General features: G+C 65.8%; 20 protein-coding genes, 1 rRNA gene and 1 pseudogene. 10 read left to right on the top strand and 12 right to left on the bottom strand.

Annotated elements, in window-relative coordinates:
• On the top strand, positions 1-609 hold a 609-nt coding region (locus CH256_RS03015), incomplete at its 5' end, for an MBL fold metallo-hydrolase (protein WP_094668838.1).
• A 21-nt stretch (positions 610-630) separates the two neighbouring features.
• A complete protein-coding gene (rph, locus tag CH256_RS03010; RefSeq protein WP_068050410.1) occupies positions 631-1416 on the top strand; it encodes a ribonuclease PH in 786 nt (261 codons plus the stop codon).
• 19 nt (positions 1417-1435) lie between these two features.
• On the opposite strand, the pseudogene CH256_RS03005 reads toward rph, so the two are convergent.
• From CH256_RS03005 to clpS, 5 genes and pseudogenes are all read right to left on the bottom strand, one after another.
• A pseudogene (locus CH256_RS03005) lies at positions 1436-1711 on the bottom strand (MBL fold metallo-hydrolase); the annotation flags it as partial.
• Positions 1712-1822: 111 nt separating this feature from the next.
• Positions 1823-2452, bottom strand: coding sequence for a rhomboid family intramembrane serine protease (locus CH256_RS03000; RefSeq protein ID WP_094640447.1), 630 nt, complete (start codon positions 2450-2452; stop codon positions 1823-1825).
• A 59-nt stretch (positions 2453-2511) separates the two neighbouring features.
• The gene (locus CH256_RS02995) at positions 2512-3597 is read right to left on the bottom strand and encodes a P1 family peptidase (protein WP_094640370.1); all 1086 of its coding nucleotides are present in this window, start codon (positions 3595-3597) and stop codon (positions 2512-2514) included.
• Between the two features lie 9 nt (positions 3598-3606).
• Positions 3607-4176 (bottom strand): oxidative stress transcriptional regulator AosR, encoded by a 570-nt coding sequence (gene aosR / locus CH256_RS02990; protein WP_094668834.1) that lies wholly within the window; start codon positions 4174-4176, stop codon positions 3607-3609.
• Positions 4177-4220: 44 nt separating this feature from the next.
• Entirely contained in the window at positions 4221-4580 is a 360-nt protein-coding gene (clpS, locus tag CH256_RS02985; RefSeq protein ID WP_179271977.1) for an ATP-dependent Clp protease adapter ClpS, read from the bottom strand.
• Positions 4581-4638: 58 nt separating this feature from the next.
• Here clpS and CH256_RS02980 point away from each other — a divergent pair, with 58 nt between their 5' ends.
• Both CH256_RS02980 and CH256_RS02975 read left to right on the top strand, forming a co-directional pair.
• A complete protein-coding gene (locus CH256_RS02980; RefSeq protein ID WP_094668833.1) occupies positions 4639-5988 on the top strand; it encodes a nicotinate phosphoribosyltransferase in 1350 nt (449 codons plus the stop codon).
• A 50-nt stretch (positions 5989-6038) separates the two neighbouring features.
• Positions 6039-8087: an ATP-dependent DNA helicase gene (locus CH256_RS02975; protein WP_094640372.1), complete on the top strand. Its 2049-nt coding sequence runs from the start codon at positions 6039-6041 to the stop codon at positions 8085-8087.
• A gap of 7 nt (positions 8088-8094) precedes the next feature.
• Here CH256_RS02975 and glgP read toward each other — a convergent pair whose 3' ends face one another.
• Positions 8095-10617, bottom strand: coding sequence for an alpha-glucan family phosphorylase (gene glgP, locus CH256_RS02970; protein ID WP_094668832.1), 2523 nt, complete (start codon positions 10615-10617; stop codon positions 8095-8097).
• 205 nt (positions 10618-10822) lie between these two features.
• Here glgP and CH256_RS02965 point away from each other — a divergent pair, with 205 nt between their 5' ends.
• Genes CH256_RS02965 through CH256_RS02955 form a run of 3 tightly spaced genes read left to right on the top strand, consistent with a single transcriptional unit; the run spans position 10823 to position 16491 of the window.
• Positions 10823-12829 carry an alpha-1,4-glucan--maltose-1-phosphate maltosyltransferase gene (locus CH256_RS02965; protein WP_094640374.1) on the top strand — a complete coding sequence of 669 codons (2007 nt, stop codon included), beginning with the start codon at positions 10823-10825 and terminating at the stop codon, positions 12827-12829.
• Between the two features lie 11 nt (positions 12830-12840).
• Complete coding sequence (glgB, locus tag CH256_RS02960) at positions 12841-15042, top strand: 1,4-alpha-glucan branching protein GlgB (protein ID WP_094668836.1); 2202 nt, start codon at positions 12841-12843, stop codon at positions 15040-15042.
• Positions 15043-16491, top strand: coding sequence for a metallopeptidase (locus CH256_RS02955; protein ID WP_068050403.1), 1449 nt, complete (start codon positions 15043-15045; stop codon positions 16489-16491). It abuts the gene before it with no gap.
• A 9-nt stretch (positions 16492-16500) separates the two neighbouring features.
• On the opposite strand, the gene CH256_RS02950 is transcribed toward CH256_RS02955, so the two are convergent.
• From CH256_RS02950 to CH256_RS02940, 3 genes are all read right to left on the bottom strand, one after another.
• Entirely contained in the window at positions 16501-17388 is an 888-nt protein-coding gene (locus tag CH256_RS02950) for a tetratricopeptide repeat protein (RefSeq protein ID WP_068050416.1), read from the bottom strand.
• Between the two features lie 104 nt (positions 17389-17492).
• The gene (locus tag CH256_RS02945) at positions 17493-17864 is read right to left on the bottom strand and encodes a DUF3817 domain-containing protein (RefSeq protein ID WP_176460304.1); all 372 of its coding nucleotides are present in this window, start codon (positions 17862-17864) and stop codon (positions 17493-17495) included.
• Between the two features lie 69 nt (positions 17865-17933).
• Positions 17934-19124: an acetyl-CoA C-acetyltransferase gene (locus CH256_RS02940; protein WP_094668831.1), complete on the bottom strand. Its 1191-nt coding sequence runs from the start codon at positions 19122-19124 to the stop codon at positions 17934-17936.
• A 105-nt stretch (positions 19125-19229) separates the two neighbouring features.
• Between CH256_RS02940 and mce the strand changes: the two genes are divergently transcribed.
• Positions 19230-19712, top strand: a complete 483-nt coding sequence (gene mce / locus CH256_RS02935; RefSeq protein WP_373454768.1) for a methylmalonyl-CoA epimerase — start codon at positions 19230-19232, stop codon at positions 19710-19712.
• Between the two features lie 59 nt (positions 19713-19771).
• Positions 19772-20722: a hypothetical protein gene (locus CH256_RS02930; protein WP_094640376.1), complete on the top strand. Its 951-nt coding sequence runs from the start codon at positions 19772-19774 to the stop codon at positions 20720-20722.
• A 30-nt stretch (positions 20723-20752) separates the two neighbouring features.
• Here the strand turns inward: CH256_RS02930 and CH256_RS28435 are convergent, their stop codons facing one another.
• Together CH256_RS28435 and nucS are read right to left on the bottom strand one after the other, a co-directional pair.
• The gene (locus CH256_RS28435; RefSeq protein WP_094668830.1) at positions 20753-21070 is read right to left on the bottom strand and encodes an ATP/GTP-binding protein; all 318 of its coding nucleotides are present in this window, start codon (positions 21068-21070) and stop codon (positions 20753-20755) included.
• Between the two features lie 41 nt (positions 21071-21111).
• Positions 21112-21783: an endonuclease NucS gene (gene nucS, locus CH256_RS02920; RefSeq protein ID WP_094640377.1), complete on the bottom strand. Its 672-nt coding sequence runs from the start codon at positions 21781-21783 to the stop codon at positions 21112-21114.
• A gap of 42 nt (positions 21784-21825) precedes the next feature.
• On the opposite strand from nucS, the gene CH256_RS02915 reads away from it, so the two are divergent.
• Positions 21826-23415 (top strand): adenylate/guanylate cyclase domain-containing protein, encoded by a 1590-nt coding sequence (locus tag CH256_RS02915; RefSeq protein ID WP_094668835.1) that lies wholly within the window; start codon positions 21826-21828, stop codon positions 23413-23415.
• Positions 23416-23933: 518 nt separating this feature from the next.
• On the opposite strand, the gene rrf is transcribed toward CH256_RS02915, so the two are convergent.
• A 5S ribosomal RNA gene (gene rrf / locus CH256_RS02910) occupies positions 23934-24050 on the bottom strand.
• Between the last annotated feature and the right edge of the window lie 168 nt (positions 24051-24218).

Raw genomic sequence — 24218 nt, 5'->3', positions numbered from 1 at the left:
GGAGATGTGAGCGTTCTGCTCTCGCATCTGCACGCCGATCACTGCCTCGACGTTCCCGGACTACTGGTGTGGCGTCGCTACCATCCCAGCCCGCCGGAGGGACGAGCGATCGTCTACGGACCCAAGGACACGGCGTTCCGGCTCGGAGTCGCCTCGGCCGAGTGCGGCGGGCAGATCGACGACATGTCCGACACCATCGACCTGCGTCGCTGGGTGGACGGACGCACAGTGGAGTTCGGCAAGCTGTCGATCCTCGCTCGGCAGGTGTTCCATCCCCCCGAGTCGTACGGCATGCGCGTCACCACGGCGGAAGGCCGCACTTTCGCCTACAGCGGAGACACCGGAATGTGTCAGGCAGTCCAGGATCTGGCGCACGGGGCCGACATGTTCCTGTGCGAGGCGTCGTGGACCGACAGTCCGGAACGGCCCGAGGGCGTGCACCTGTCCGGAACCGAGGCCGGCCGCATCGCTCGTGAGGCCGGGGTGGGGGAGCTGCTGCTCACCCATATTCCGCCGTGGACGTCCCGCGAGGACGTCATCGCCGAGGCCAAAGCGGAGTTCAGTGGACCGGTGCATGCCGTTCTCCCAGGGGACGTCTTCACCGTCTGAGGACGCGCTAGGCTTCGAGTCGTGTCCAGACGAGAAGACGGCAGGGCGGACGACGAGCTCCGCAACATCAAGATCACCCGCGGCTTCACCAGCCACCCGGCAGGGTCGGTGCTGGTCGAGTTCGGCAACACCAGGGTGATGTGCACGGCCAGCGTCGAGGAGGGCGTGCCGCGCTGGCGGAAGGGATCCGGCCTCGGTTGGCTCACCGCCGAGTACGCGATGCTCCCGGCCGCGACGCACACTCGCAACGGCCGTGAGTCCGTCAAGGGCAAGGTCGGCGGGCGTACCCAGGAAATTTCCCGCTTGGTCGGGCGTTCACTGCGTGCCTGCATCGATTTGGCCGCCATCGGCGAGAACACCATCGCCCTCGACTGCGACGTACTGCAGGCCGACGGCGGAACCAGAACTGCAGCTGTCACCGGAGCGTTCGTGGCTCTCAACGACGCCGTCACCTACCTGCGAGCAGCGGGACGCCTCGCCGATCCGCAGCCCATCTCGTGCATGATCGCCGCCGTCAGTGTCGGCGTCGTCGACGGCCGAGTGCGCCTCGATCTGCCCTACGAGGAAGATTCGCGCGCCGAGGTCGACATGAACGTCGTCGCCACCGACACCGGCACGCTGGTGGAGATCCAGGGAACCGGAGAGGGTGCGACCTTCCCTCGAACCACACTCGACAAGCTGCTCGACTCCGCATTCGTCGGCATCGAGAAGTTGTTCGAGGTGCAGAAGGAAGCACTGGCGTTGCCGTACCCCGGCGATCTGCCCGAGCCTGCGGCCGCGGAATCGAAGAAGAAGTTCGGTGGCTGACACCGAGCTGCTGGTAGCGAGCCGGAACGCGAAGAAGTTGCGTGAACTCCGGCGGGCTGGGATGGTAGCGACGCCACACCAGTAGTCCGGGAACGTCGAGGCAGTGATCGGCGTGCAGATGCGAGAGCAGAACGCTCACATCTCCCGGATCGGCGTAGCGCTGCAACGCCCCGAGGATGCCGGGACCGAAGTCGAGGACGACCGGCGCGGTCTCCTCTTCTTCCAACAAGTAGCCCGACGCGGGTGAATCGGGTCCGGACACACTGCCCGAACATCCCAGGACGGTAATTCGCATGAAAGCCATGCTGCCACGCCGAGCGCATCACTCGAAACGTTCGGGCAGTATTCACAGCGCGAGTCGGCGAAATTCACCGCCGAACTCAGGTGTGTCCGGAGTTACCTCGAACTACGAGGTGGGCCGATCGAGCGATTTCGCGCGCGCCCTCTCGGCTCGCGCGTCGGCGGACAGCAGTCGAGCGGCAACCACTCCGCCTACCGCGCCGAACAGATGCCCCTGCCAGGAGACGTTGGGCTCGCTCGGCAGCACGCCCCACAGTGCGCTGCCGTACAGCACGAACACCACGACTCCGATCGCCAGTTGACCGAGCTTGCGGGTGAAGAAGCCACGCACCAACAGGTATGCGATGAAACCGAAGATCAGGATCGACGCGCCGATCGTGTTCGTGTAGGAACCGGCGGTCAGCCAGGTACCGAACCCGCCGACCACCCAGATGATCCCGGTGGCAGCCAGACCACGCGTCAAACCGGAGAGCAACACCAGAAATCCGAGTACGACGATCGGCACGGTGTTCGCGATCAGATGCTGCCAGTCGTCGTGCAGCACGGGCGCGAACAGAATGCCCCACAAACCCTCGACCGATCGGGCCTGTATCCCGTTGCGTTCGAGCCTCGAACCGCTGGCCACATCGATGAACTCGATGACCCACAGCAACACGGTGAATGCTCCCACCAGAATGGCGGCCTGCATCCAGACCGGCCGCGCACGCTCGGCGGGACGGTTACTGATATCGCTCATGATCGTCTCCGGAACAGTTCCCTCCACGGTACCGGGCAGAGGTATCGCGCGAGCTGAGCTCAAGCTCCCGATCCACCGAACGCGGACGTGAAGATCTGGCGGTACGTGGGGATGCCGGCCACCGAGGTGGCGTCGAGCAGGGCCCGGGCGATGGCTCGCTCGACGACGATCGCCGCGGCCTCGGTGACCGCGGCCAGTACCGGGAGTTCCGCGGAGAACGCGGCGGGCACCGAGGACTCCGCGGTGACGGGTCTGGTGCCGGTCGACACTGCGAAGATCGTGTCGCCGTCGAGCGGCGAGTGTGCCGGTCGCACGGCCCGCGCCAACCCGTCGTGACCGGCGACGGCAATCCGCTTGCACGACGCGGACGACAACGCAGCATCGGTGGCGACGACACCGATCGTGGTGTTGAGCGCAGTGCCCTTCGGCTCGAGGGCGAGCGCGGACCACAGCTGGTTCACGTCGGGCTTGCGCATCCCGAACGCCGCGGGCCCGAGCGTGCCGACGCCCCACAGCAGGCCGGTACGCGGGTCGAACACCGCGCCCACCGGATTGGCGACCATCAGCGCCGCGACGGTGACCCCGTCCGCCGGACCGCCTTCGATCACCGTGCTCGCGGTACCGACACCGCCCTTGAGAACTCCGGCGCGGGCACCGACACCGGCCCCGACCGATCCCGTCGCGAAATCGGTTGCCGCTGCGGCCGCGGCGAGATAGCCGAATTCCGCCGTCGGCCGAGAAGCCCAGTCGCCGACCGGAAGATCGAAGATGACCGCGGCGGGGACGATCGGTACGACGTGATCGGGACTGCCCATCGGGATGCCCTGACCGTGCTCTTCGAGCCACCGCATGACACCGTCGGCCGCGGCGAGCCCGTAGGCACTGCCCGCGGTCAACAGGATCGCGTTGACGTGCTGCACGGAGTGGCTCGGATCGAGCAGATCGGTCTCGCGAGTCCCCGGCCCGCCGCCGCGAACATCGACGGCCGCCGTCGCACCACCCAGCGCACGCACGACGGTGCAGCCGGTGGCCGAACCGGAGCCCATCGCGGCGTCGTCGTCGAGTTCGTGATGATGACCGACCAGCAGACCGGCCACGTCGGTCAGGGAGTCCCGCGGTCCGGGAGTCTGGAATGCAGCGGTCACGCGTGCGTCCTAGGGGATGAGGACCTGTACGAGTGAATCCTGCATCCAGGTCAGCCAGTGGTAGACGTCGAGATGTGGAGCGCGAGGATCACCCTCGTCGAGAACGTCGGGTGTGTCCGCGCTGATCCCCAGCGTCGTGCCGAGCGCCAGCCTCACGTCGTTGAGGCCGGTCAGCCAAGCATCCGCTTGCTCCTGGGTCAGCACGATCTTGCCACCGGACTCGGGAAGCGTGGCCAGGATCATCGATCCGGCAGCCAACTTCTCGTCGATGATCTCGGGCTCGTGCAGTCCGCGCAGGGCACCGTTGAGGTCGGTCGAATCCTCCTCGTCGCGGCCGGGGTCGGCGCGGTGGAAGTCCGGCAACAGCCGCGCCAGTGCGGCATCCTCGGGCGGGCTGTTGTGCCCGGTGCGCAGACCGGTCAGCGCTGCGAGTTCGTCGGTGGGCGCAGCGGCGGAACGGTCGCGCAGCAATCCGAGAACCGAGCCGACAAGCGAACGGAGTACGGCGGCCTCACGAGCGTCGATCTCGGACTTGATCTTGACCCCGGACAGCGAATTCCGTCTCGTCCACGTGCGCACTGTTGCTGATGTCCTTCTCTGCCGAAGAGGTGATGAGCGGTTGACTACTTGTCCTGCTGCATGGTGGCCCACAGACCCGCCGCGTGCAGCCGTCGAACATCGTTCTCCATCGCGTCGCGCTCGCCGCTCGACACCACGGCCTTGCCTTCGGAGTGCACCTGCATCATCAGCTCGGTCGCCTTGGCCTTGCTGTAGCCGAAGAGCTTCTGGAAGACGTAGGTGACGTAGTGCATCAGGTTGACCGGGTCGTCCCACACGATGGTGACCCAGGGGGTGTCGTGAGATTCGTCGGCCGCAACGGCCTCGGTCTGGGCCGGGACCGCTTGCGGTGACGCAGCAACGACCTCATGTGCCGAGAGGCCGTCCACGGGCAGAAGCGAGCCGTCCACCGTCAACCAAGGCATGCCCAACAGGGTACGGCGTGTCGGGCCAGCGTCCCACGCTCGCCCCTTCGCTCGTAGTGTGGGCGAGGTGAGCAACGACGCGACCACAGATCACGCGAATCACAGCGACGGTGCCAGCACCGCGCTGCTGACCGATCAGTACGAATACACGATGCTCTCGGCCGCCCTGGCCAGCGGCTACGCCGATCGCATCTGCAGCTTCGAGGTCTTCGCGCGCAGGTTGCCCGGTGGCCGTCGATACGGAGTTCTGGCCGGCACCGGACGCATTCTCGACGCGATCGCGCGCTTCCGATTCGGGCCGGACGAGTTGCGGATCGTCGCCGAATTCCTCGACGTCGACACCGTCGAGTGGTTACGCAACTACCGGTTCACCGGCGACATCGACGGCTATCGAGAGGGAGAGCTGTACTTCCCCGGCTCACCTGTTCTGACCGTCCGCGGCACCTTCGCCGAGTGCGTGGTCCTCGAGACCGTTGTGCTCTCGATCCTCAATCACGACAGCGCCATCGCGTCCGCTGCAGCGCGGATGGTGGCGGCCGCGAAGTCCCGTCCGATCATCGAGATGGGGTCGCGTCGAACCCACGAGGAAGCCGCTGTCGCCGCATCACGCGCGGCATATCTCGCCGGATTCACCGCGACGTCCAATCTCGAAGCCGTTCGCCGGCACGGTGTTCCCGGCGCAGGCACCTCGGCCCACGCCTTCACCCTGCTGCACACCACAGCCGACGGCCCGGACGAACGGTCCGCATTCGCGGCTCAGGTGCGCGCGCTCGGTGTGGGCACCACACTGCTCGTCGATACCTACGACATCACCCAGGGCGTTGCCAACGCCATCGAGGTGGCCGGGCCCGAACTCGGCGGTGTGCGCATCGACTCCGGCGACCTCGGTGTGCTCGCCCGGCAGGTGCGCGACCAACTCGACGCCCTGGGTGCGCCGAAAACCAAGATCGTCGTCTCGGGTGACCTCGACGAATACGCCATCGCGGCATTGCGAGCCGAGCCGGTCGACTCCTACGGCGTCGGCACCTCGCTCGTCACCGGATCCGGTGCCCCGACGGCCGGCATGGTCTACAAACTCGTCACCGTCGACGGCATTCCCGTCGCCAAGCGCAGCAGTCACAAGGAGTCGCGCGGTGGCACCAAGGCGGCGCTGCGTACCGCGCGCCGCACCGGCACCGCAGTCGAGGAGATCGTGTACCCGTTCGACGCTCCCCCGACCGTCGACGACGATCTGACGGCGGAGACGTTGACCACGCCGTTGGTTCGCGGCGGCGAACGAGTCGCCGACCTACCGACGCTCGCCGACGGCCGCGACCTGCTGGCCAGGCGCCTCGTCAGCCTCCCGTGGGAGGGCCTGAAGCTGTCCCAGGGCGAGCCGGCGATACCCACCCGGTTCGTCGAGGGGTGAGAGCGGTGTCGGTACCGAACCGGGTGGGCGATCGGCAGTAGTCTGCTTCGGTGCCGTCGAAGACCGAGTTGCCAACCGTTCCCGCTCTCCTGCAGGTCGCGGTGCACTCGCTCGGCGGCAAGGAACGCAGCAATCAGCTGACGATGGCCTCGGCGGTGGCGCACTCCATCGACACCGGCGAACATCTGGCGGTGCAGGCGGGCACCGGAACCGGTAAGTCCCTCGCCTACCTCGTCCCGAGCATCAGGCACGCGGTGGAATCGGGCAAGACCGTCGTCGTCTCCACGGCCACCATCGCGCTGCAGCGGCAGCTGGTCGACCGCGATCTCCCCCGCCTGTCCGACGCCCTGACCGAGGCCGTCGGCCGTCGCCCCAAGTTCGCAATCCTGAAGGGCCGCAACAACTATCTGTGCATGAACAAGATCCACACCGGTGCCGCGCAAGAGGCACCGGATGCGGAACTGTTCGACCCTTTCGCTGTCTCGCGGATGGGACGCGAGGTGGTACGGCTGACGAAGTGGTCGTCCGAGACCGAAACCGGCGACCGCGACGACGTCGTGCCCGGAGTCAGCGATCAGGCCTGGCGTCAGGTCAGCGTCACCGCGCGTGAATGCCTGGGCAAATCCCGCTGCCCCGTCGGCGAGGACTGCTTCGCCGAGCGCGCCCGTACCGAGGCCGCCCAGGTCGACGTCGTCGTGACCAACCACGCCCTGCTCGCGATCGACGCGATCACCGGAATTCAGATCCTGCCCGAGCACGACGTCGTGGTCGTCGACGAGGCCCACGAATTGGTCGACCGGGTGACCGGCGTGGCCACCGAGGAACTGTCGGCCGCGACCGTCACCGCCGCGGCGCGTCGTAGCGCGAAGCTCATCGAGGAGGAGACGGTCGACCAGCTCGAGGGAGCTGCCGAGAACTGGGCCGCGATTCTGGACGAGCTGCCCCCGAGCCGGTGGCAGTCCCTACCCGACGGCGTCGGCCCCGCGCTCGCCTCCATTCGCGACGCGGCCTGGGCGGTACGGACCGCGATCGGTCCCAACAAGCAGGGCATGGCCACCAGTGACCCCGAGGCCGCCGCGGCTCGCAGCGCCGCGCTCGTGGCGGTCGACGAGGTCCACGACAGCGCGGTCCGTGTTCTCACGGCATTCGACGAACCCGATCCGGCCAAACGCAAGGACGTCGTCTGGCATGCCGTCGACGATTTCCGCGGCAACGTCAAACGCACCGTCCGCATTGCACCGCTGTCGGTGGGCGGGCTGCTGCGAGCGCGCCTGTTCGCCGAGTCCACCGTGGTCCTCACCTCCGCGACCTTGACCGTGGGCGGATCGTTCGACGGGTTGGCCGTCAACTGGGGCCTGCCTGCGGAGAAGCCGTCGCGCAGTGACACCGCGATGGCGTCGGGTGTGGAACCGCCGTCCGACACCGGGTCGATCAGGTGGAATTCGCTCGACGTCGGGTCGCCGTTCGACCACGCTCGGGCAGGGATCATGTACATCGCCAAGCATCTGTCGCCGCCCGGACGCGACGGCCTCTCCAGGTCCTACCTCGACGAGATCGAGTCGCTGGTCAGCGCCGCCGGTGGCCGCACACTCGGACTCTTTTCGTCCATGCGCGCCGCCAAGGCCGCCGCCGAGGAGATGCGGGAGCGCCTCGACACGCCGATCCTGTGCCAGGGCGACGACTCCACCGGTGCCCTGGTGCAGAAGTTCGCCGACGACGAGGCCACCTCCCTGTTCGGGACACTGTCACTGTGGCAGGGCGTCGACGTCCCGGGCCCGTCGCTGAGCCTGGTGATCCTGGACCGCATTCCGTTCCCGCGGCCCGACGATCCGCTGCTGGTGGCCAGGCAGCAGGCCGTCGAATCACGTGGCGGCAACGGCTTTCTCGCGGTCGCTGCCAACCATGCAGCCCTGCTGCTGGCGCAGGGCGTCGGTCGACTGCTCCGTAGCGTCGACGACAAAGGTGTTGTCGCCGTTCTCGATTCGCGCCTCGCGACCGCCCGCTACGGCGGCTACCTACGTGCCTCGCTGCCGCCGTTCTGGGAGACCTCGGACCCGGAGGTGGTCCGCAAGGCCCTCACCCGCCTGGCCGGAAAGTAGCTGCCCCTCAGGCAGTCGCCACCAAACCGAGCTCGGCATCCGAGGCCAGACCGCGGTGATGAGGAAGCACCCGCACCGTGTATCCCACCGTGCCGCTGTGCGGTAGCCGCGTCTCGCCCGCGTACACGTGCTCGCCGCCGTCGGTTCCCACGTGCGTCATGGCCGTCGTGCGAATGTCGGTGAGGTTCTCGTCCTCGTCGACGCGTCCCACGACCGCCTGCACCACGACGTCCGAGGCGTCCAGTCCACCGAGATCGACGTTCGCGCGCAGCGAGAGCTCCGCACCGATCACCGGTGTGTCCGGCAGACCTTCACTGTCGACGCGGGTGACTTTCACTGCGCCCCATGCCTGTTCGACGCGCCGGCGGTACGACGCGACGTCCGTGGCACCGCGGTGGTTCTCCGCCGAGGCCGCGCGGGCGGATTCGGCTGCGGGCGCGTAGTAGCCGAGTGTGTAGTCCTGAACCATTCTCGACGCCAGCACTTTCGGGCCCAGCTGCTCGAGGGTGTGCCGCACCATTTCGATCCAGCGGCTCGGCACGCCGTCGTCCCCGCGGTCGTAGAACTTCGGCAGCACTGCCTGTTCGAGCAGCTCGTAGAGCGCAGCGGCCTCCAGATCGTCACGGCGATTGTCGTCGGTGACGCCGTCGGCCGTCGGGATGGCCCAGCCGTTCTCCCCGTCGTACATCTCGTCCCACCACCCGTCGCGAATCGACAGGTTCAAGCCGCCGTTGAGCGCGGACTTCATGCCCGAGGTACCGCACGCTTCGAGCGGGCGCAGCGGATTGTTCAGCCACACATCGCATCCCCAGTACAGGAAGCGCGCCATGGACATGTCGTAGTCGGGCAGGAACACGATGCGGTGCCGTACGTCGGCCTGATCGGCGAACCTGACGATCTGCTGGATGAGCGCCTTTCCTCCGTCGTCGGCGGGGTGCGATTTGCCCGCGACCACCAGCTGGACCGGGCGAACCGGGTCCAGCAACATGGCGCGCAGTCGCTCGGGTTCGCGCAGCATGAGCGTCAGCCGCTTGTACGTCGGTACCCGTCGAGCAAACCCGACGGTGAGTACGTTGGGATCGAAAACGTTTGCTGTCCAACTGATCTCGGCCTCGGTGGAGCCACGTTCGAGCGCCGAGCGCCGCACCCGACGCCGCACCTCGTCCACCAGTTGCGCGCGAAGGGTGTTGCGCGTGGACCACACGCGGTCCGAGGACAGCTCCCCCTCCAGCGACCATTCCCGGGCAGACCACGTCGGAGCGTGAACGCCGTTGGTGACCGATCCGATCGGCACCTCGGAGGCGTCGAATCCCCGCCACAGGTCGTTGAACATCTCGCGGCTGACGATTCCGTGCAGCTTCGACACCCCGTTGGCGCGTTGGCCCAGGCGCAGCCCCATGTGCGCCATGTTGAACACCGAGGCGTCGCTCTCGCTGCCGAGGGCGAGGATTCGGTCCATCGGCAGACCCGGCAGCAGCGCCGACTCTGCGCCGCCGTCCGCACTTCCGAAGTAGTGCCGCACCAGATCGGCCGGAAACCGGTCGATTCCGGCGGGGACAGGGGTGTGAGTGGTGAAGACGGTGCCGGCTCGCACCGCGGCCAGCGCCGCGTCGAAGTCCAGGGTTCCCGAGGTGACGAGTTCGCGGATGCGTTCGACGCCCAGGAAGCCGGCGTGGCCCTCGTTCATGTGGAACACCTCGGGATCGGGCAGTCCGTGTGCACGGGTGTAGGCCCGGATCGCTCGAACTCCGCCGATACCGGCGAGTATCTCCTGCTTGATGCGGTGATCTTGGTCGCCGCCGTACAACCGGTCGGTGACTCCTCTGAGCTCGGGGTCGTTGTCGGCGATGTCGGAATCGAGCAGCAGCAGCGGGACGCGTCCCACCTGGGCGATCCACACCCGCGCTCGCAGAACCCGAGATCCGGGCATGGACACGTGGATCAGCACCGGAGAGTCGCCGTCGTCGGTGAGCAACCGCAGCGGCAGACCGTGCGGGTCGAGGGACGGATAGCGTTCGGCCTGCCAACCGTCGGCCGTCAGCGACTGCCGAAAGTATCCCGAGCGGTAGAGCAACCCGACACCGATCAACGGCAACCCCAGGTCGGAGGCCGCCTTGAGGTGGTCACCGGCCAGGATGCCGAGCCCGCCCGAGTAGTTCGGCAGCACCTCGGTGACGCCGAACTCCATCGAGAAATACCCGATGCCCGACGGCAGAGCACGTCCCTGGGCCAGCTCGTTCTGGTACCAGAGCGGACGGGCGAGGTAGTCGTGCAGATCCGCCTCGGCGGCGTCCAGCTCGGCCAGAAAGCGCTCGTCGGCCGCGAGTTCCTCGAGACGCGCCGGTGCGACGGCTCCCAGTACGGCCACGGGATCGCGCTCGAGTTCGGTCCACAACAGCGGATCGATGTGCTCGAACAGATCCTGCGTCGACGAGTGCCACGACCACCTGAGGTTTGTCGAGAGCTCGGCGAGGGCATTCAAGCGGGCGGGAAGATGGGCTCGGACGGTGAATCGGCGCAAAGCTTTCACAGAGTCGAACCCTACCCACGGACACCTGTGTCGATGGGCGGCTTGCACGAAATCTGCTCCACGGTGTCCGTCGCGGGCAGTATGCGTCGGCGCACGCGCCATCTGCATTGCTGCACTACGGTTGACGAGTAGAAGCACACCGAGATCGGTTCGATCAGAGGTTGCGCCCGCGCAGCCATACCTCTAGCGAAGAATGGAGTGTGAAGTGACAGGTCGACTTGGTATCGACAATGTCCTTCCAGATACGACGACCGGGAAGTACCCCGCGAAAGCGGTGGTGGGCGAGACGTTTCCAGTCTCCGCCGACGTCTGGCGCGAGGGTCACGACGCGGTGGCCGCGACACTGTCGGTGCGCGGGCCGGGAGGCAAACTCGAACGCATCCCGATGACACCGGGCCGCGAACCCGACACGTTCGACGCGGTGTTCGTCCCCTCTCGGCCGGGTTACTGGATCTGCCGCATCGAAGCGTGGAGCGATCCGATCAGCACCTGGCGCCATGCCGTCGAAGCCAAGCTCGGAGTGGGCCAGAGTGCCCACGAACTCGCGAACGATCTCGAGATCGGCGCACGGCTGTTCCTGCGGGCTGCCACCGGTGTTCCTGCCGAGAGCAGGCAGATGCTGGCCGATGTCGCCGCCGCGCTGCGCGACACCGACCGCCCGCTGCCTGCCCGGGTCTCCTCCGCGTTCGCATCGTCGGTCGCCGAGTTGCTGTTCGCACACCCCCTGCGCGAACTGGTGACTCGATCGCGCGCGGTGAACGTGTGGGTCGATCGCAATCTCGCACTCAACGGTGCCTGGTACGAGTTCTTCCCGCGGTCGACCGGGGGATGGAACGAGGACGGCTCTCCGCGGCACGGCACGTTCGCGACGTCGATCGAGCAGTTGCCCCGCATCGAGCGGATGGGATTCGACATCGTCTACCTGCCGCCGATCCACCCGATCGGCACCATCAACCGGAAGGGCCCGAACAACACGCTGACCCCGGGACCGGAGGACGTCGGGTCGCCGTGGGCCATCGGTTCCAAGGACGGCGGACACGACGCCATCCACCCCGAACTGGGCACCGAGGACGACTTCCGCGCGTTCGTCGCCGCTGCACACGAACACAACCTCGAAGTGGCACTCGATCTCGCCCTTCAGGCTGCTCCCGACCATCCCTGGGCTGCAACACATTCCGAGTGGTTCACCGTGCTGCCGGACGGCACGATCGCCTATGCCGAGAACCCTCCGAAGAAGTACCAGGACATCTACCCGGTCAACTTCGACAACGACCGACGCGGCATCTACGAAGAGGTGCTGCGCGTGGTCCGATACTGGATCTCGCTGGGAGTCAAGGTCTTCCGAGTCGACAACCCGCACACCAAGCCGCCGGACTTCTGGGAATGGCTCATCGCCGAGGTCAAGAAGACCGACCCGGACGTGCTGTTCCTCGCCGAGGCCTTCACCCGCCCGGTGCGCATGTACGGACTGGCGCAGCGCGGCTTCACGCAGTCGTACACGTACTTCACCTGGCGTACCGCGAAGTGGGAGCTGACCGAGTTCGCCGAGGAACATGCCCGACGCGCCGACGACGCGCGTCCGAACCTGTTCGTCAACACTCCGGACATCCTGCACGAGAGCCTGCAGCACGGCGGGCCCGGAATGTTCGCTCTCCGAGCAGCTCTCGCGGCGACGATGGCCCCCACCTGGGGCGTCTACTCCGGCTACGAGCTGTTCGAGCACCAAGCTGTGCGAGAGGGCAGCGAGGAGTACTTGGACTCGGAGAAGTACCAGTTGCGTCCACGCGACTTCGAGGGTGCGCTGGCCCGCGGCGAGTCGCTCGAGCCCTGGATCACCACGCTGAACGCAATCCGGCGTGCGCATCCGGCGCTGCAGCAGCTCCGCAACATCCACTTCCACACCATCGACAACGAGGCGCTGATCGGGTACTCCAAGTTCGACCCGCAGACCGGTGACTCGATCCTGGTGGTGATCAACCTCAATCCCTTCGGAGCCGAAGAAGGCACCATCCACCTGGACATGCCTGCCCTCGGCCACGACTGGCAGGACACCCTCACGATCAAGGACGAAGTGAGCGGAGTCCATTACGACTGGGGCCACACCAATTTCGTCCGGCTCGAGCCCTGGACGTCGGTGGCGCACATCTTCACGCTCCCCCACATCCCGTACCCGGCTCGTATCGAACTGGCCTACCGCGGCAACCGAAAGTGAGTGGATTCAACGTGACCGAGAATCCGACGACGCCCGAAGACACCGTCGCAGCCCCGTCCGACAACGATCTCGAACTCATCGCAGCGGGGCGGCACTACAACCCGCATTCCGTCCTCGGAGCCCACCCGGTGGCCGGTGGAACCGCGATCCGCGCCCTCAAACCCGATGCCGAGAAGGTCGTCGCCCGCGTCGGTGGCGTCGACCACGAACTGACCCACGTCGCCCACGGAGTCTTCTCGGCTCTGATTCCGTTCGAGGACCTCATCGACTACCGCCTCGTGGTGACCTGGCCCGGTGGACACGTCTCCGAATCTGCCGACGGATACCGGTTCCTGCCCACTCTCGGCGAACTCGATCTGCACTTGTTCGGCGAGGGCAGGCACGAGCGGCTGTGGGACATTCTCGGCGCGCACCAACAGTCGTACGCGACACCCGACGGCCCCGTCACCGGTATCTCGTTCGCGGTCTGGGCTCCCGCAGCCCAGGGTGTCACCCTCGTCGGCGATTTCGACGGCTGGACCGGTCGAAGCTGGCCGATGCGCGTGCTCGGCTCGACCGGCGTGTGGGAGCTCTTCGTACCCGACATCGCTCCGGGTGCGCTGTACAAGTTCCGCGTCCACGGTGCCGACGGTTCGGTCAAGGACAAGGCCGATCCGATGGCCTTCGCCACCGAGATCCCACCGTCGACGGCCTCGGTCGTCACCGCGTCCTCGTACACCTGGAACGACGAGTCCTGGCTCGACACCAGGGCAGGCATCGAGCCGACGCAGGCACCGATGAGCGTGTACGAGATCCACCTGGCGTCCTGGCGACCGGGCCTGGGGTACCGCGAACTGGCCGAGCAGTTGGCCGAGTACATCACCGAGACCGGCTTCACGCACGTGGAGTTGCTCCCGGTCGCCGAGCATCCGTTCGGCGGATCCTGGGGTTACCAGGTGACGTCGTACTACGCACCGACTTCGCGCTTCGGCAGCCCCGACGATTTCCGCTACTTCGTCGATCACCTGCACGGTGCCGGAATCGGCGTCATCGTCGACTGGGTGCCCGCCCACTTCCCCAAGGACGAATGGGCCCTGGCTCGGTTCGACGGCGGCCCGCTCTACGAGCACGGCGACCCGCAGCGTGGTGAGCAACTCGACTGGGGCACTTTGGTGTTCGACTTCGGCCGGCGCGAGGTGCGCAACTTCCTGGTCGCGAACGCGCTGTACTGGATCGACGAGTTCCACATCGACGGACTGCGCGTCGACGCCGTCGCGTCGATGCTGTACCTGGACTACTCCCGCCCCGAGGGCGGCTGGTCGCCGAACATCTACGGTGGCCGCGAGAACCTCGAGGCCGTGACCTTCCTGCAGGAGATGAACGCGACGGTGCACAAGAAGCACCGCGGTGTCGTCACCGTGGCCGAGGAATCGACGGCGTGGCCCGGCGTCACCCGGCCGACGAACGTCGGCGGACTCGGGTTCAACATGAAGTGGAACATGGGCTGGATGCACGACACTCTGGGCTTCCTCGGCCGAGATCCCATCCATCGCAGCTACCACCACCACGAGATCACCTTCTCTCTGGTCTATGCGTGGAGTGAGAACTACCTGCTCCCCATCAGCCACGACGAGGTGGTGCACGGCAAGGGAACGCTGTGGACTCGGATGCCCGGCGACGATTACGCCAAGGCAGCCGGCCTGCGCGGCATGCTCGCCTACATGTGGGCGCACCCCGGCAAGCAACTGCTGTTCATGGGACAGGAGTTCGGGCAGACCCGTGAGTGGTCCGAGGAACGCGGACTCGACTGGTATCAGATCGACGAAGAACCTCTGCACAACGGCGTCAAAACCCTTGTGTCCGATCTGAACTCGACGTACAGGTCCCACCCCGCACTGTGGACACTCGACACCTCGCCGAGTGGATACTCGTGGATCGACGCCAACGACACCGAGAACAACGTGCTGAGCTTTCTGCGGTACGGATCCGACGGTTCGGTCATCGCGTGTATTTTCAACTTCTCCGGTACCGAGCACGGCAGCTATCGTGTGGGACTACCGGAACCCGGCCGTTGGACAGAGATCCTCAACACCGACGCAACGGAGTACGGCGGCTCCGGTGTGGGCAACCTGGGTGAAGTGACGGCAACATCGCACTCGTGGCACGGTCGACCGGCATCAGGCCAGGTCGCCCTACCCGCCAACGGGGCGATCTGGATAAAACTGGAGCGATAGATGAGTGGCGGCCGCACACCCCGACTACTGGCCGCGGCCGCCACTGCAGGGCTGATTCTGTTGACCTCGTGCGCGCAGACCGTCAGCGGAAACGCCGTATCGATCTACGAGAACCCGTTCACCGTTGCCGGACTCCCGGTGACGAGCGGGCCCAGCGGGCCCCGGCCCGATGCCCCCGATTCGACCATCACCGTGGAGAACGCCGAGGGCACCGACTCGGACATCCTCGCCACGAACGCGATCGACGACATCCAGCAGTTCTGGGCCGAGCAGTACTCCAGCTTGTTCAAGGGCACGTTCACCCCGGTCTCGAAGGTCGTCTCGTGGGACGCGTCCGAGGACGAGGGATCGGGCATCAGATTCTGCGGAGACCGAACCGGCGGTATTCCCAACGCTGCCTACTGCACCCGTGACGACTCGATCGGCTGGGACAGGACCATCCTGCTACCGGCTCTGGTCGACGCGTTCGGACCGATGTCGGTAGTGATGGTCATCGCCCACGAATACGGCCATGCCATTCAGCACCAGTCGGGGCTCGTCGGCGACGACACCCCGACCATCGTTGCCGAGCAACAGGCCGACTGTTTCGCCGGTGCCTTCATCCGCCACGTCGCCGAGGGTGATGCGCCGCACTTCACCATCAACACCTCGGACGGACTGAACGGCGTCCTCGCCGCAACCGTCGCCGTGCGCGACGTGGATCCCAACGATCCGGAATCGGTACACGGCTCTGCCTTCGAGCGCGTCACCGCAGTGCAGATCGGCTTCACCGACGGTGCCGGGGCCTGCACGAGCATCGACGAGGCCGAGATCGACTCGCGTCGAGCATCGTTGCCGCAGAAATTCGACGATCCTGACGACTCGGGTGAACTACCGGTCACCGAGGACTCCCTCGACGCCTTCACTCGATCCTTCGAGCAGGTACTGCCCGTCGCAGATCCCCCGGCCGTCGACTACACCGGATCGGACGTCGGATGCGCCGACGCCGAAGCCACTGCGCCGGTGTCGTACTGCCCCTCGACCAACACCATCGGCGTCGACGTCGAGGGCCTGGCCGAAGTCGGCCAGCCCGAGACCCCGCAGCGCGGAGACATATTGCCGCTCAACGTCTCCGGTGACTACAGCGCCTACGTGCTGTTCGCCTCGCGCTACACCCTCGCGGTGCAGAAGGAAGCCGGCCAGACCCTCGACGACCCGCAGACCGCTCTGCGTTCGGCATGCCTGTCCGGGGTCATCACCTCGGCGATGAGCGCCGAGAACGGTGACACCGGCCTCGAAGTCTTTCTTTCCCCAGGCGATCTCGACGAAGCCGTGTCCGGACTGCTCAGCGACGGCCTCGCAGCCAGCGACGTCAACGGTACGACGCTGCCGTCGGGGTTCTCCCGAGTCGACGCGTTCCGTTCGGGAGTTCTCGGCGGCAAGGAACTGTGCGACGCGCGCTACAGCTGAGTCCTGCTGTCAGTACAGAGCGGACGCGAGCTTGCGCCGCGCGGAGACCACCAGCGGATCGGCCGAGTCGAACAGCTCGAACAGCTCGAGCAGTCGAGTGCGCAGTGCAGTGCGGTCGTCGCCTGCGCTGATCTTGATTCCGTCGATCAGACGAGCGAAGGCCTGCTCCGGTTGCTGACCGGCCATTTCGGCGTCCGCTGCATCGATCCGAGCCTGTACGTTTCCGGCGTCGGCGTCGGCGAGGGCAATCGCGTCCGGTGCCAGGTTCTGCACCCGTGCGAGGAACTTGACCTGACGCAGTGCGGCAACCGCCTCGGTGTTCTTCGGTTCGGCGTCGATGATCGCCTGGTAGGCGGCTTCTGCCTTGTCGAAATCGCCCTCGTCGATGGCTTCTTCGGCTGCAACGATCCGCGGATCCTCGATCTCGGGTTCCGGTTCGGCAGCAGCCGCCCCGGGAGGCCCGGTGAGCTTTCCTGCAGTCGCCTGCTCGACGGCTTGTAGCCACTGACGCAACTGCTCGTCCGACTGGGTGCCCTGGAAATCGGCGAGGGGCTGGCCCGCTGCGACGGCAACCACCGTCGGAATGGCCTGTACGCCGAAGGCCTGTGCGATCTGCGGATTGGAGTCCACGTCGACCCGCGCGAGCACCCACGTACCCGCGGCTTCCACGGCCAGCTGCCCGAGCTGACGCGTCAACGCCTGGGACTGCGGCGAACGCGCCGAACCCAGGTCGACGATCACCGGTACCTGCGTGGACCGCTGCAGCACCTCGGCCTCGAACGTCGCCGCGGTCACGTCCACGATCGGTGCCAGTCCTCCCGCGTCGCCTGCGGGTTCGGCTGCAGGTGCAGGTGCCGGACGGTCCTTGAGAACGGACAGGTCGACGGCACCGGCAATGGATGCGGGAACGACGGCTGACGGGCGGACGGGAGGACGGGAACCGGGTCGAGTCACGCCCTACAGTTTGTCACTAACGCGATGCGTCATCCACTGGCGGGCAGTCAGGAGAGAACCTTGGCATCGGCGGCGGATCGGCCGGTGCTCAGCTCGGCGAGACGGCCGGTGCGCGCGGCCCAGATCTCGAAGATCACGGTGCCGAAGGGGGGGAACGCCGCGACGAGAGCGAGCAAGGTCGCCTTGACGTCCCACTTGAGCTTGATCGCCGTCAACACGGCAACGGCCAGGTACACCACGAACACGCCGCCGTGGATCGGTCCGAAGATCTTCACGCCGATTTCGTTGCCGTCGGCGGGGATGTACTTGAACGCCATTCCGATCAGCAGTCCGAGCCAGGTGAACGCTTCGAGCACGGCGATGAAACGAAAACGTTTGGCCGTGCTGCTCAGGTCGAAGAAGTTGGTCATGCCAGCTATTGTGCCCGGTCTGCTACGACGGAGCGTAGTGGCTCTGGTCTCAGTTCTTCTCCAGAGCCACTACGAGTCCTACTGCTTCGGCACTCGAACGATGAGGGCGTCGCCCTGTCCACCGCCGCCGCACAGTGCGGCAGCGCCCACTCCGCCGCCGCGACGCTGCAGCTCGAGAGCCAGATGCAAGGCGATGCGAGCTCCCGACATGCCCAGGGGATGCCCGATCGAGATCGCTCCCCCGTTGACGTTGACGATCTCGGGATCGATGCCGAGTTCACGCGTCGACGCGATTCCGACCGCTGCGAACGCCTCGTTGATCTCCACGACGTCGAGGTCCTTCGGGTCGATGCCTTCCTTCTCGCACGCCTTGGCGATAGCGCGCGCAGGCTGCGACTGCAAGGTGGAGTCGGGACCGGCCACCACCCCGTGTGCACCGATCTCGGCGAGCCAGGTCAGACCGAGCGACTCCGCCTTCTCCTTGCTCATCACCACGACGGCGGCAGCACCGTCGGAAATCTGCGACGCGGATCCCGCAGTGACGGTGCCGGCCTTGTCGAAGGCGGGGCGAAGCTTGCCGAGGGAATCGACCGTGGTGTCGGCGCGAATGCCTTCGTCCGCGGTGAACTGGATCGGCTCACCCTTGCGCTGCGGGATCGAGACCGGGACGACCTCGTTGTCGAATACCCCGTTCTTCCACGCCGTGGCGGCTTTCTGGTGCGACGCGGCAGCGAAGGTGTCCTGCTCCTCGCGGCTGATCGCCTCGGAGCTCTGGTTCCGCTGCTCGGTCAACGCACCCATGGCCTGATCGGTGAAGATGTCGTACAGACCGTCGTAGGCGAGGTGATCACGCATGGTGACATCGCCGTACTTGAATCCGGCCCGCGACTTCTCGAGCATGTGCGGCGCCTGGGTCATCGACTCCTGACCGCCTGCGACGACGATCTCGAATTCACCCGCGCGAATGAGCTGGTCGGCCAGTGCGATGGCGTCGACTCCGGACAGGCAGACCTTGTTGATCGTCAGTGCGGGCACGGTCATCGGAATACCAGCGGCAACCGCAGCCTGCCGCGCCGGGATCTGACCGGCACCAGCGGTGAGAACCTGGCCCATGATGACGTAGTCGACCTGATCCGGCGCAACGCTGGCCTTGTCGAGGGCACCCTTGATGGCAATTCCGCCGAGATCCGATCCCGAGAAATCCTTGAGTGCGCCCGAAAAACGTCCCACGGGTGTGCGAGCGCCGGCGACGATGACTGTTGTGGTCACGATTTCCTCCGAAAGTATGAAGACGGCCTTGTCGAGATCAACGCTCCGACGCCCCCTACCGATACCGGCCGGGCGGAGCACCGAAACGCAGCTGGCGCTAACGTCATGGCCATGACCTCCAGCACGCAGTCTTACACGGGAGCCCCGCTGCGCTCCGATCTGGTGACGGCTATCGATCATGTGGGCGTCGCGGTGCCCGATCTCGACGCGGCCATCACCTGGTACACCGACCACCTCGGCATGGTTGCAGTGCACGAGGAGATCAACGAGGAGCAGGGCGTTCGCGAGGCGATGCTCTCCTTCCCCGGAGCCACCGAGAAGTCCGCTGCACTGCAGTTGCTCGCGCCGATCGACGAATCGTCCACCATCGCCAAGTTCATCGGCCGCAACGGCCCGGGACTGCAGCAGTTGGCCTACCGCGTCACCGACATCGAAGAGATCTCGACCGAGCTGCGCGCTCGCGGCGTTCGGTTGCTGTACGACGCCCCGCGCCGCGGCACCGCCGATTCTCGGATCAACTTCGTCCACCCCAAGGACGCCGGTGGCGTACTGATCGAATTGGTCGAACCCAACCCCGCCGGGCACTGATCGAACTCTGTGAACGAGCCGTATGGCTCTCTACTTGACTCACCGGTAAATTGACGGCCATGGCCATCGATCATGAGCGCACTTCCACGGTGCAACTTCCCTTTTCCATCGTTCGGAAGGGGTTCGATCGCGACGAAGTCACCAACTACTTCGAGCGGTTCGACGCCGAACTACGTTTGACGACCGCAGATCGTGATGCGGCCGCCGCGCAGGCTCGTGATCTGGCCAAGCAACTCGACGACGCTCGCGACGAGATCGACGAACTCCGCAAGGACATCGATCGCCTGTCGGTTCCGCCCACCACGGCGGAGGGGATGAGCGATCGCATCTCACGAATGCTGCGACTGGCCTCGGACGAGGCATCCGAGGTCCGCGCGAAGGCGCACTCGGAGTCCGAGGAGATGATTTCCGTTGCGCAGCAAGAGAGTGCCCGACTCCGCGGACGGCACGAGTCACTGGTGGCCGAACTCGAAGAGCGCCGAACGGCACTCGAAGCCGAACACCAGCAGACCATGGCTCAGGCGCGCACCGAGGCAGCTCGAGTAGTCGAGGCCGCGCAGGCCGAGCGCGACAAGTTGGCTGCCGAATCCGAGGCAAAGCGCGCCAAGGTTCAGGAAGACTTCGAGATCACGATGGCCGAGCGCCGCACCAAGGTTCTCACTGCTCTCGAGGAACTCGAAGCGTCGAGCAAGGCCGACGCTGCCCGCCGCATCGAGGAAGCGACCACCGAGGCTGCCCGACGGCTTCAGTCCGCGAGTGAGCAGGCCGAGCGTCGCATCGCGCACTCCAAAGAACTGGCCGAGGAGCTGCGGGTGCTCCGCAGTCGCGTACTGGCACAGCTGCTCGGAATTCGGGGCCAGCTCGATTCGGTTCCGGCGATGCTCGCCTCGGTCAATCGCGAGAGCGAACTGCTCGACAATCCCGACCCGACGGCCATCCTGAAGAAGGAAGAAGAGAAGGCAGCCGCGAAGGCCGAGGACGAGAAGGAATCGGCCGACTCGGCGTCCTGATTCAGCAGGTCCCGCGCCTGGCCTCCCCCGCTACGACCATCTGCGGGTGAGGCCTCGCGTGTTTCGGCCGGACCAACATCCGGTGTGCCAATGTCTGCGATTGTCGGCACCACCGAAATCGTCCGACGGCCACGCGACGATATGTGCGACGCCCGGCCGCACCTCGTGATCACAGCCAGGGCATCGATAGGTCTTCACGGCCTTGGCACCCGGAACCATCCGCGTCGTATACGTGTCACCGTCCGGACCGACCTCGACGCGGTTGCCGCCCAGCACGGAATCGGTAGCCGGAGCGAGATCACTCGGGCCGCTCCGATTCGGTCGGCGGGGTTGGTTACGACGAGGCACCCGTCCAGTGTAGAGAACGGGCCGATTCGTGCCGACCGCCGTCAGAAAAGACGGAACTCGGTGCTGTCGGTTCCCCGTAGGACGTCGTAGTCGAGTGTGAGACAACGAATGCCGCGGTCGGTGGCCAGTGTCTTCGCCTGAGGCTTGATGACCTGCGCAGCGAACACTCCACTGACCGGGGCCAGCAGCGGATCACGGTTGAGCAGCTCCAGATACCGAGTCAGCTGTTCGACACCGTCGATCTCACCACGTCGCTTGATCTCCACTGCCACCGTTCCGCCATCGGCGTTGCGGCACAGCAGATCCACCGGTCCGATGGCCGTCATGTATTCGCGTCGCACGAGCGTGTATCCGTCTCCCAAGGTGCTGACGTGCTCGGCCAACAACTCCTGAAGGTGAGCCTCCACACCGTCTTTCACCAAACCGGGATCGATACCCAACTCGTGACTCGAGTCGAGTTCGACGTCGTCGATGGTGATGCGAAGTTCCTCACCGGCCTTGTTGGTGACGATCCACTTGGTCGTCTCGTCCTCGGTGGTCTCGACCATCCAGCAGGGAGGAGACATCCAGTTGAGGGGCTTGTAGGCCCGGTCGTCCGCGTGCACGCTGACCGATCCGTCGGACTTGACGAGGAGCAGTCGGCGAGCGGACGGGAGGTGTGCGGTGAGGCGGCCGACGTAGTCGACTTGGCAACGAGCAATAACTAGACGCACTCGACCACCTTAAAGCAGGAGCCCCGATAGTCTGTGACGACCATGCCGCAATTGAGACGATCTGCCGCTCCGCTGGGCTCCCGACTGCTCGGCGACACCTCCGAATCACCTCGCCGACGGCGGGTCCGAATCCAGATCCTGCTGACCGTCTTCCTGATCCTGTCGAATCTGATCGGCGCGGTCATCGTCGGTGTGTTGATCAGCGTCGTGGTGCCCGGCCCGGACGTCCTCGATCCCGACAAGTACTGGTGGGTGAACTACATCGTCGTCCCGGTCTACGTGTTCGTGGCATTCGTCGTCGGTGCGGTGTGGGGCACCACGCACGCTCTGCGAAGTTTGCGGTGGGCAATCGAGGACCGGCAACCCAGCCGCGAAGAACAGGTCGCGACACTGGCGATGCCATGGCGACTGACGCGAATCCAAATTCTGCTCTGGATCGGAGCCTTGCTGCTGCTCACCACGATCGACGGCATCATCGACTCGGCGTCGATCCCGAAGGTGGCCTTCACCATCGCCGCCGGTGGCACAGTCGTCTGTGCCTTCAGCTATTTGCTCAGTGAATTCGCCCTTCGTCCCGCTGCAGCTCGGGCACTCGAAGCCGGCGATCCTCGACGGATTCGTATTGCCGGAGTCATGGGCCGCTCGATTCTCTCGTGGCTGCTGGGCACCGGCGTGCCGGTCAGCGGTTTGATGATCATCGCGATCTTCCGCTTCATCAATCCCGAAACGACAGCGACTCAGCTCGCCGTGTCCATCCTTTCCCTCGGTGGCATCACGATCGTGTTCGGCCTTGCGCTGACCGTGCTCGGAGGTTTCGCCACGACATCGCCCATCAACAATGTGCGCGCGGGGATGGCCGAGGTGGAGAAGGGCAACATGGATGTCCGTCTCGCTGTGTACGACGGCACCGAGCTCGGTGAACTGCAGAGCGGGTTCAACCGAATGGCCGACGGTGTGCGCGATCGGGAGAAGATCCGTGACCTGTTCGGCAGGCACGTGGGTCACGAGGTCGCCGAGAAAGCACTGCAATCCGACAGCGAACTCGGGGGCCAGGAACGCGATATCGCAGTGTTCTTCATCGACCTCGTGGGATCGACGGAGCTGGCGGCGTCTCGACCACCCACCGAAGTCGTTGATCTGCTCAATCGATTCTTCGCCGTGGTCGTCGACGAGGTCGACGAGCATGGCGGTTTCATCAATAAGTTCGAGGGCGATGCCGCGCTCGCTATCTTCGGAGCTCCCAACGAAATTGCCGACCACTGCGGCTCGGCGTTGGCCGCAGCACGAGCAATTGCCCGACGGCTGCTGGTCGAAGTGCCCGATTGCAGTGCCGCTGTGGGTGTCGCAGCGGGACGCGCAGTCGCCGGCAATGTCGGTGCGAAGTCCCGATTCGAATACACCGTGATCGGAGACCCGGTGAACGAGGCCGCCCGCCTCTCCGAGCTGGCGAAGAACGCTCCAGGGGCGATCCTGGCCTCCAAAACGGCAGTCGACGGTGCCGCAGACGAGGAATCCGGTCGCTGGGAATTCGGTGACTCGGTGACTCTTCGCGGACGCTCCGTCGAAACAGTCCTCGCGAATCCGAAAGATGTGAAAGTCACCGCCGACGAGCCTGTTGCCGTGCACGCCTGACCTGTATTGCAGGTCATCGCAGTTGCTGCCGCCTCGGCATCGCCCGCGAATGCGCGCGCGTTCGTCAGGTGCGCGGGAAATGGCGAGTGGTCGGGGCGCGATTCTGCGCGCGGATAGCGAACGCGCGCGCGTGTGTCGGGGCAAACGCTCCGGAGCAGTTCGGGGCAGCGGTGTGTGAGTCGAGGCGTCTGGGATGCCTGAGACAGCGCGCGGAGTGACGACGCGAGCCGGCACCCGGGTCCGGCCCCGGCTCGTCGCGAATGCGCGCGCGTTCGTCGGGTGCGCGGGAAATGGTGGCTGGTCGTGGCGCGATTGTGCGCGCGGATAGCGAACGCGCGCGCGTCTGCGCTCGTAGGAGCGGTCCGCAGTCCGCGGTCGCGTCGTCTGCCGGCACGAGGTCAGGCCCGGATTGTGGCGGGTGCGCGCGCGTTCGTCGGATGCTCGTGGGTGTGGTGATGGGTGGTTTCGAAATGCAGAATGGCCCTCGACCGTGGTCGGGGGCCATTCTGGGATGTTGTGTTCGGCGGTGTCCTACTCTCCCACACCCTGTCGAGTGCAGTACCATCGGCGCTGGAGGGCTTAGCTTCCGGGTTCGGAATGGGACCGGGCGTTTCCCCTCCGCTATGGCCGCCGTAACTCTGCGAAACAATGCAGATCACGAGCGAACCGTGTGTCCATCCCGATAGAGGGCTGGACGCGGATTCGTGTATTCGGTTGTGCTTGCTGAACAACTACTCGTGTGTTGTTTCAGATATTGCACAGTGGACGCGTAGCTTCTTTGTGGTAAGTCCTCGGCCTATTAG

It is taken from the genome of Rhodococcus sp. 05-2254-6 (assembly GCF_002258565.1).
Lineage (GTDB): Bacteria > Actinomycetota > Actinomycetes > Mycobacteriales > Mycobacteriaceae > Rhodococcoides.
This window is presented reverse-complemented; position numbering and strand designations above follow the sequence as displayed.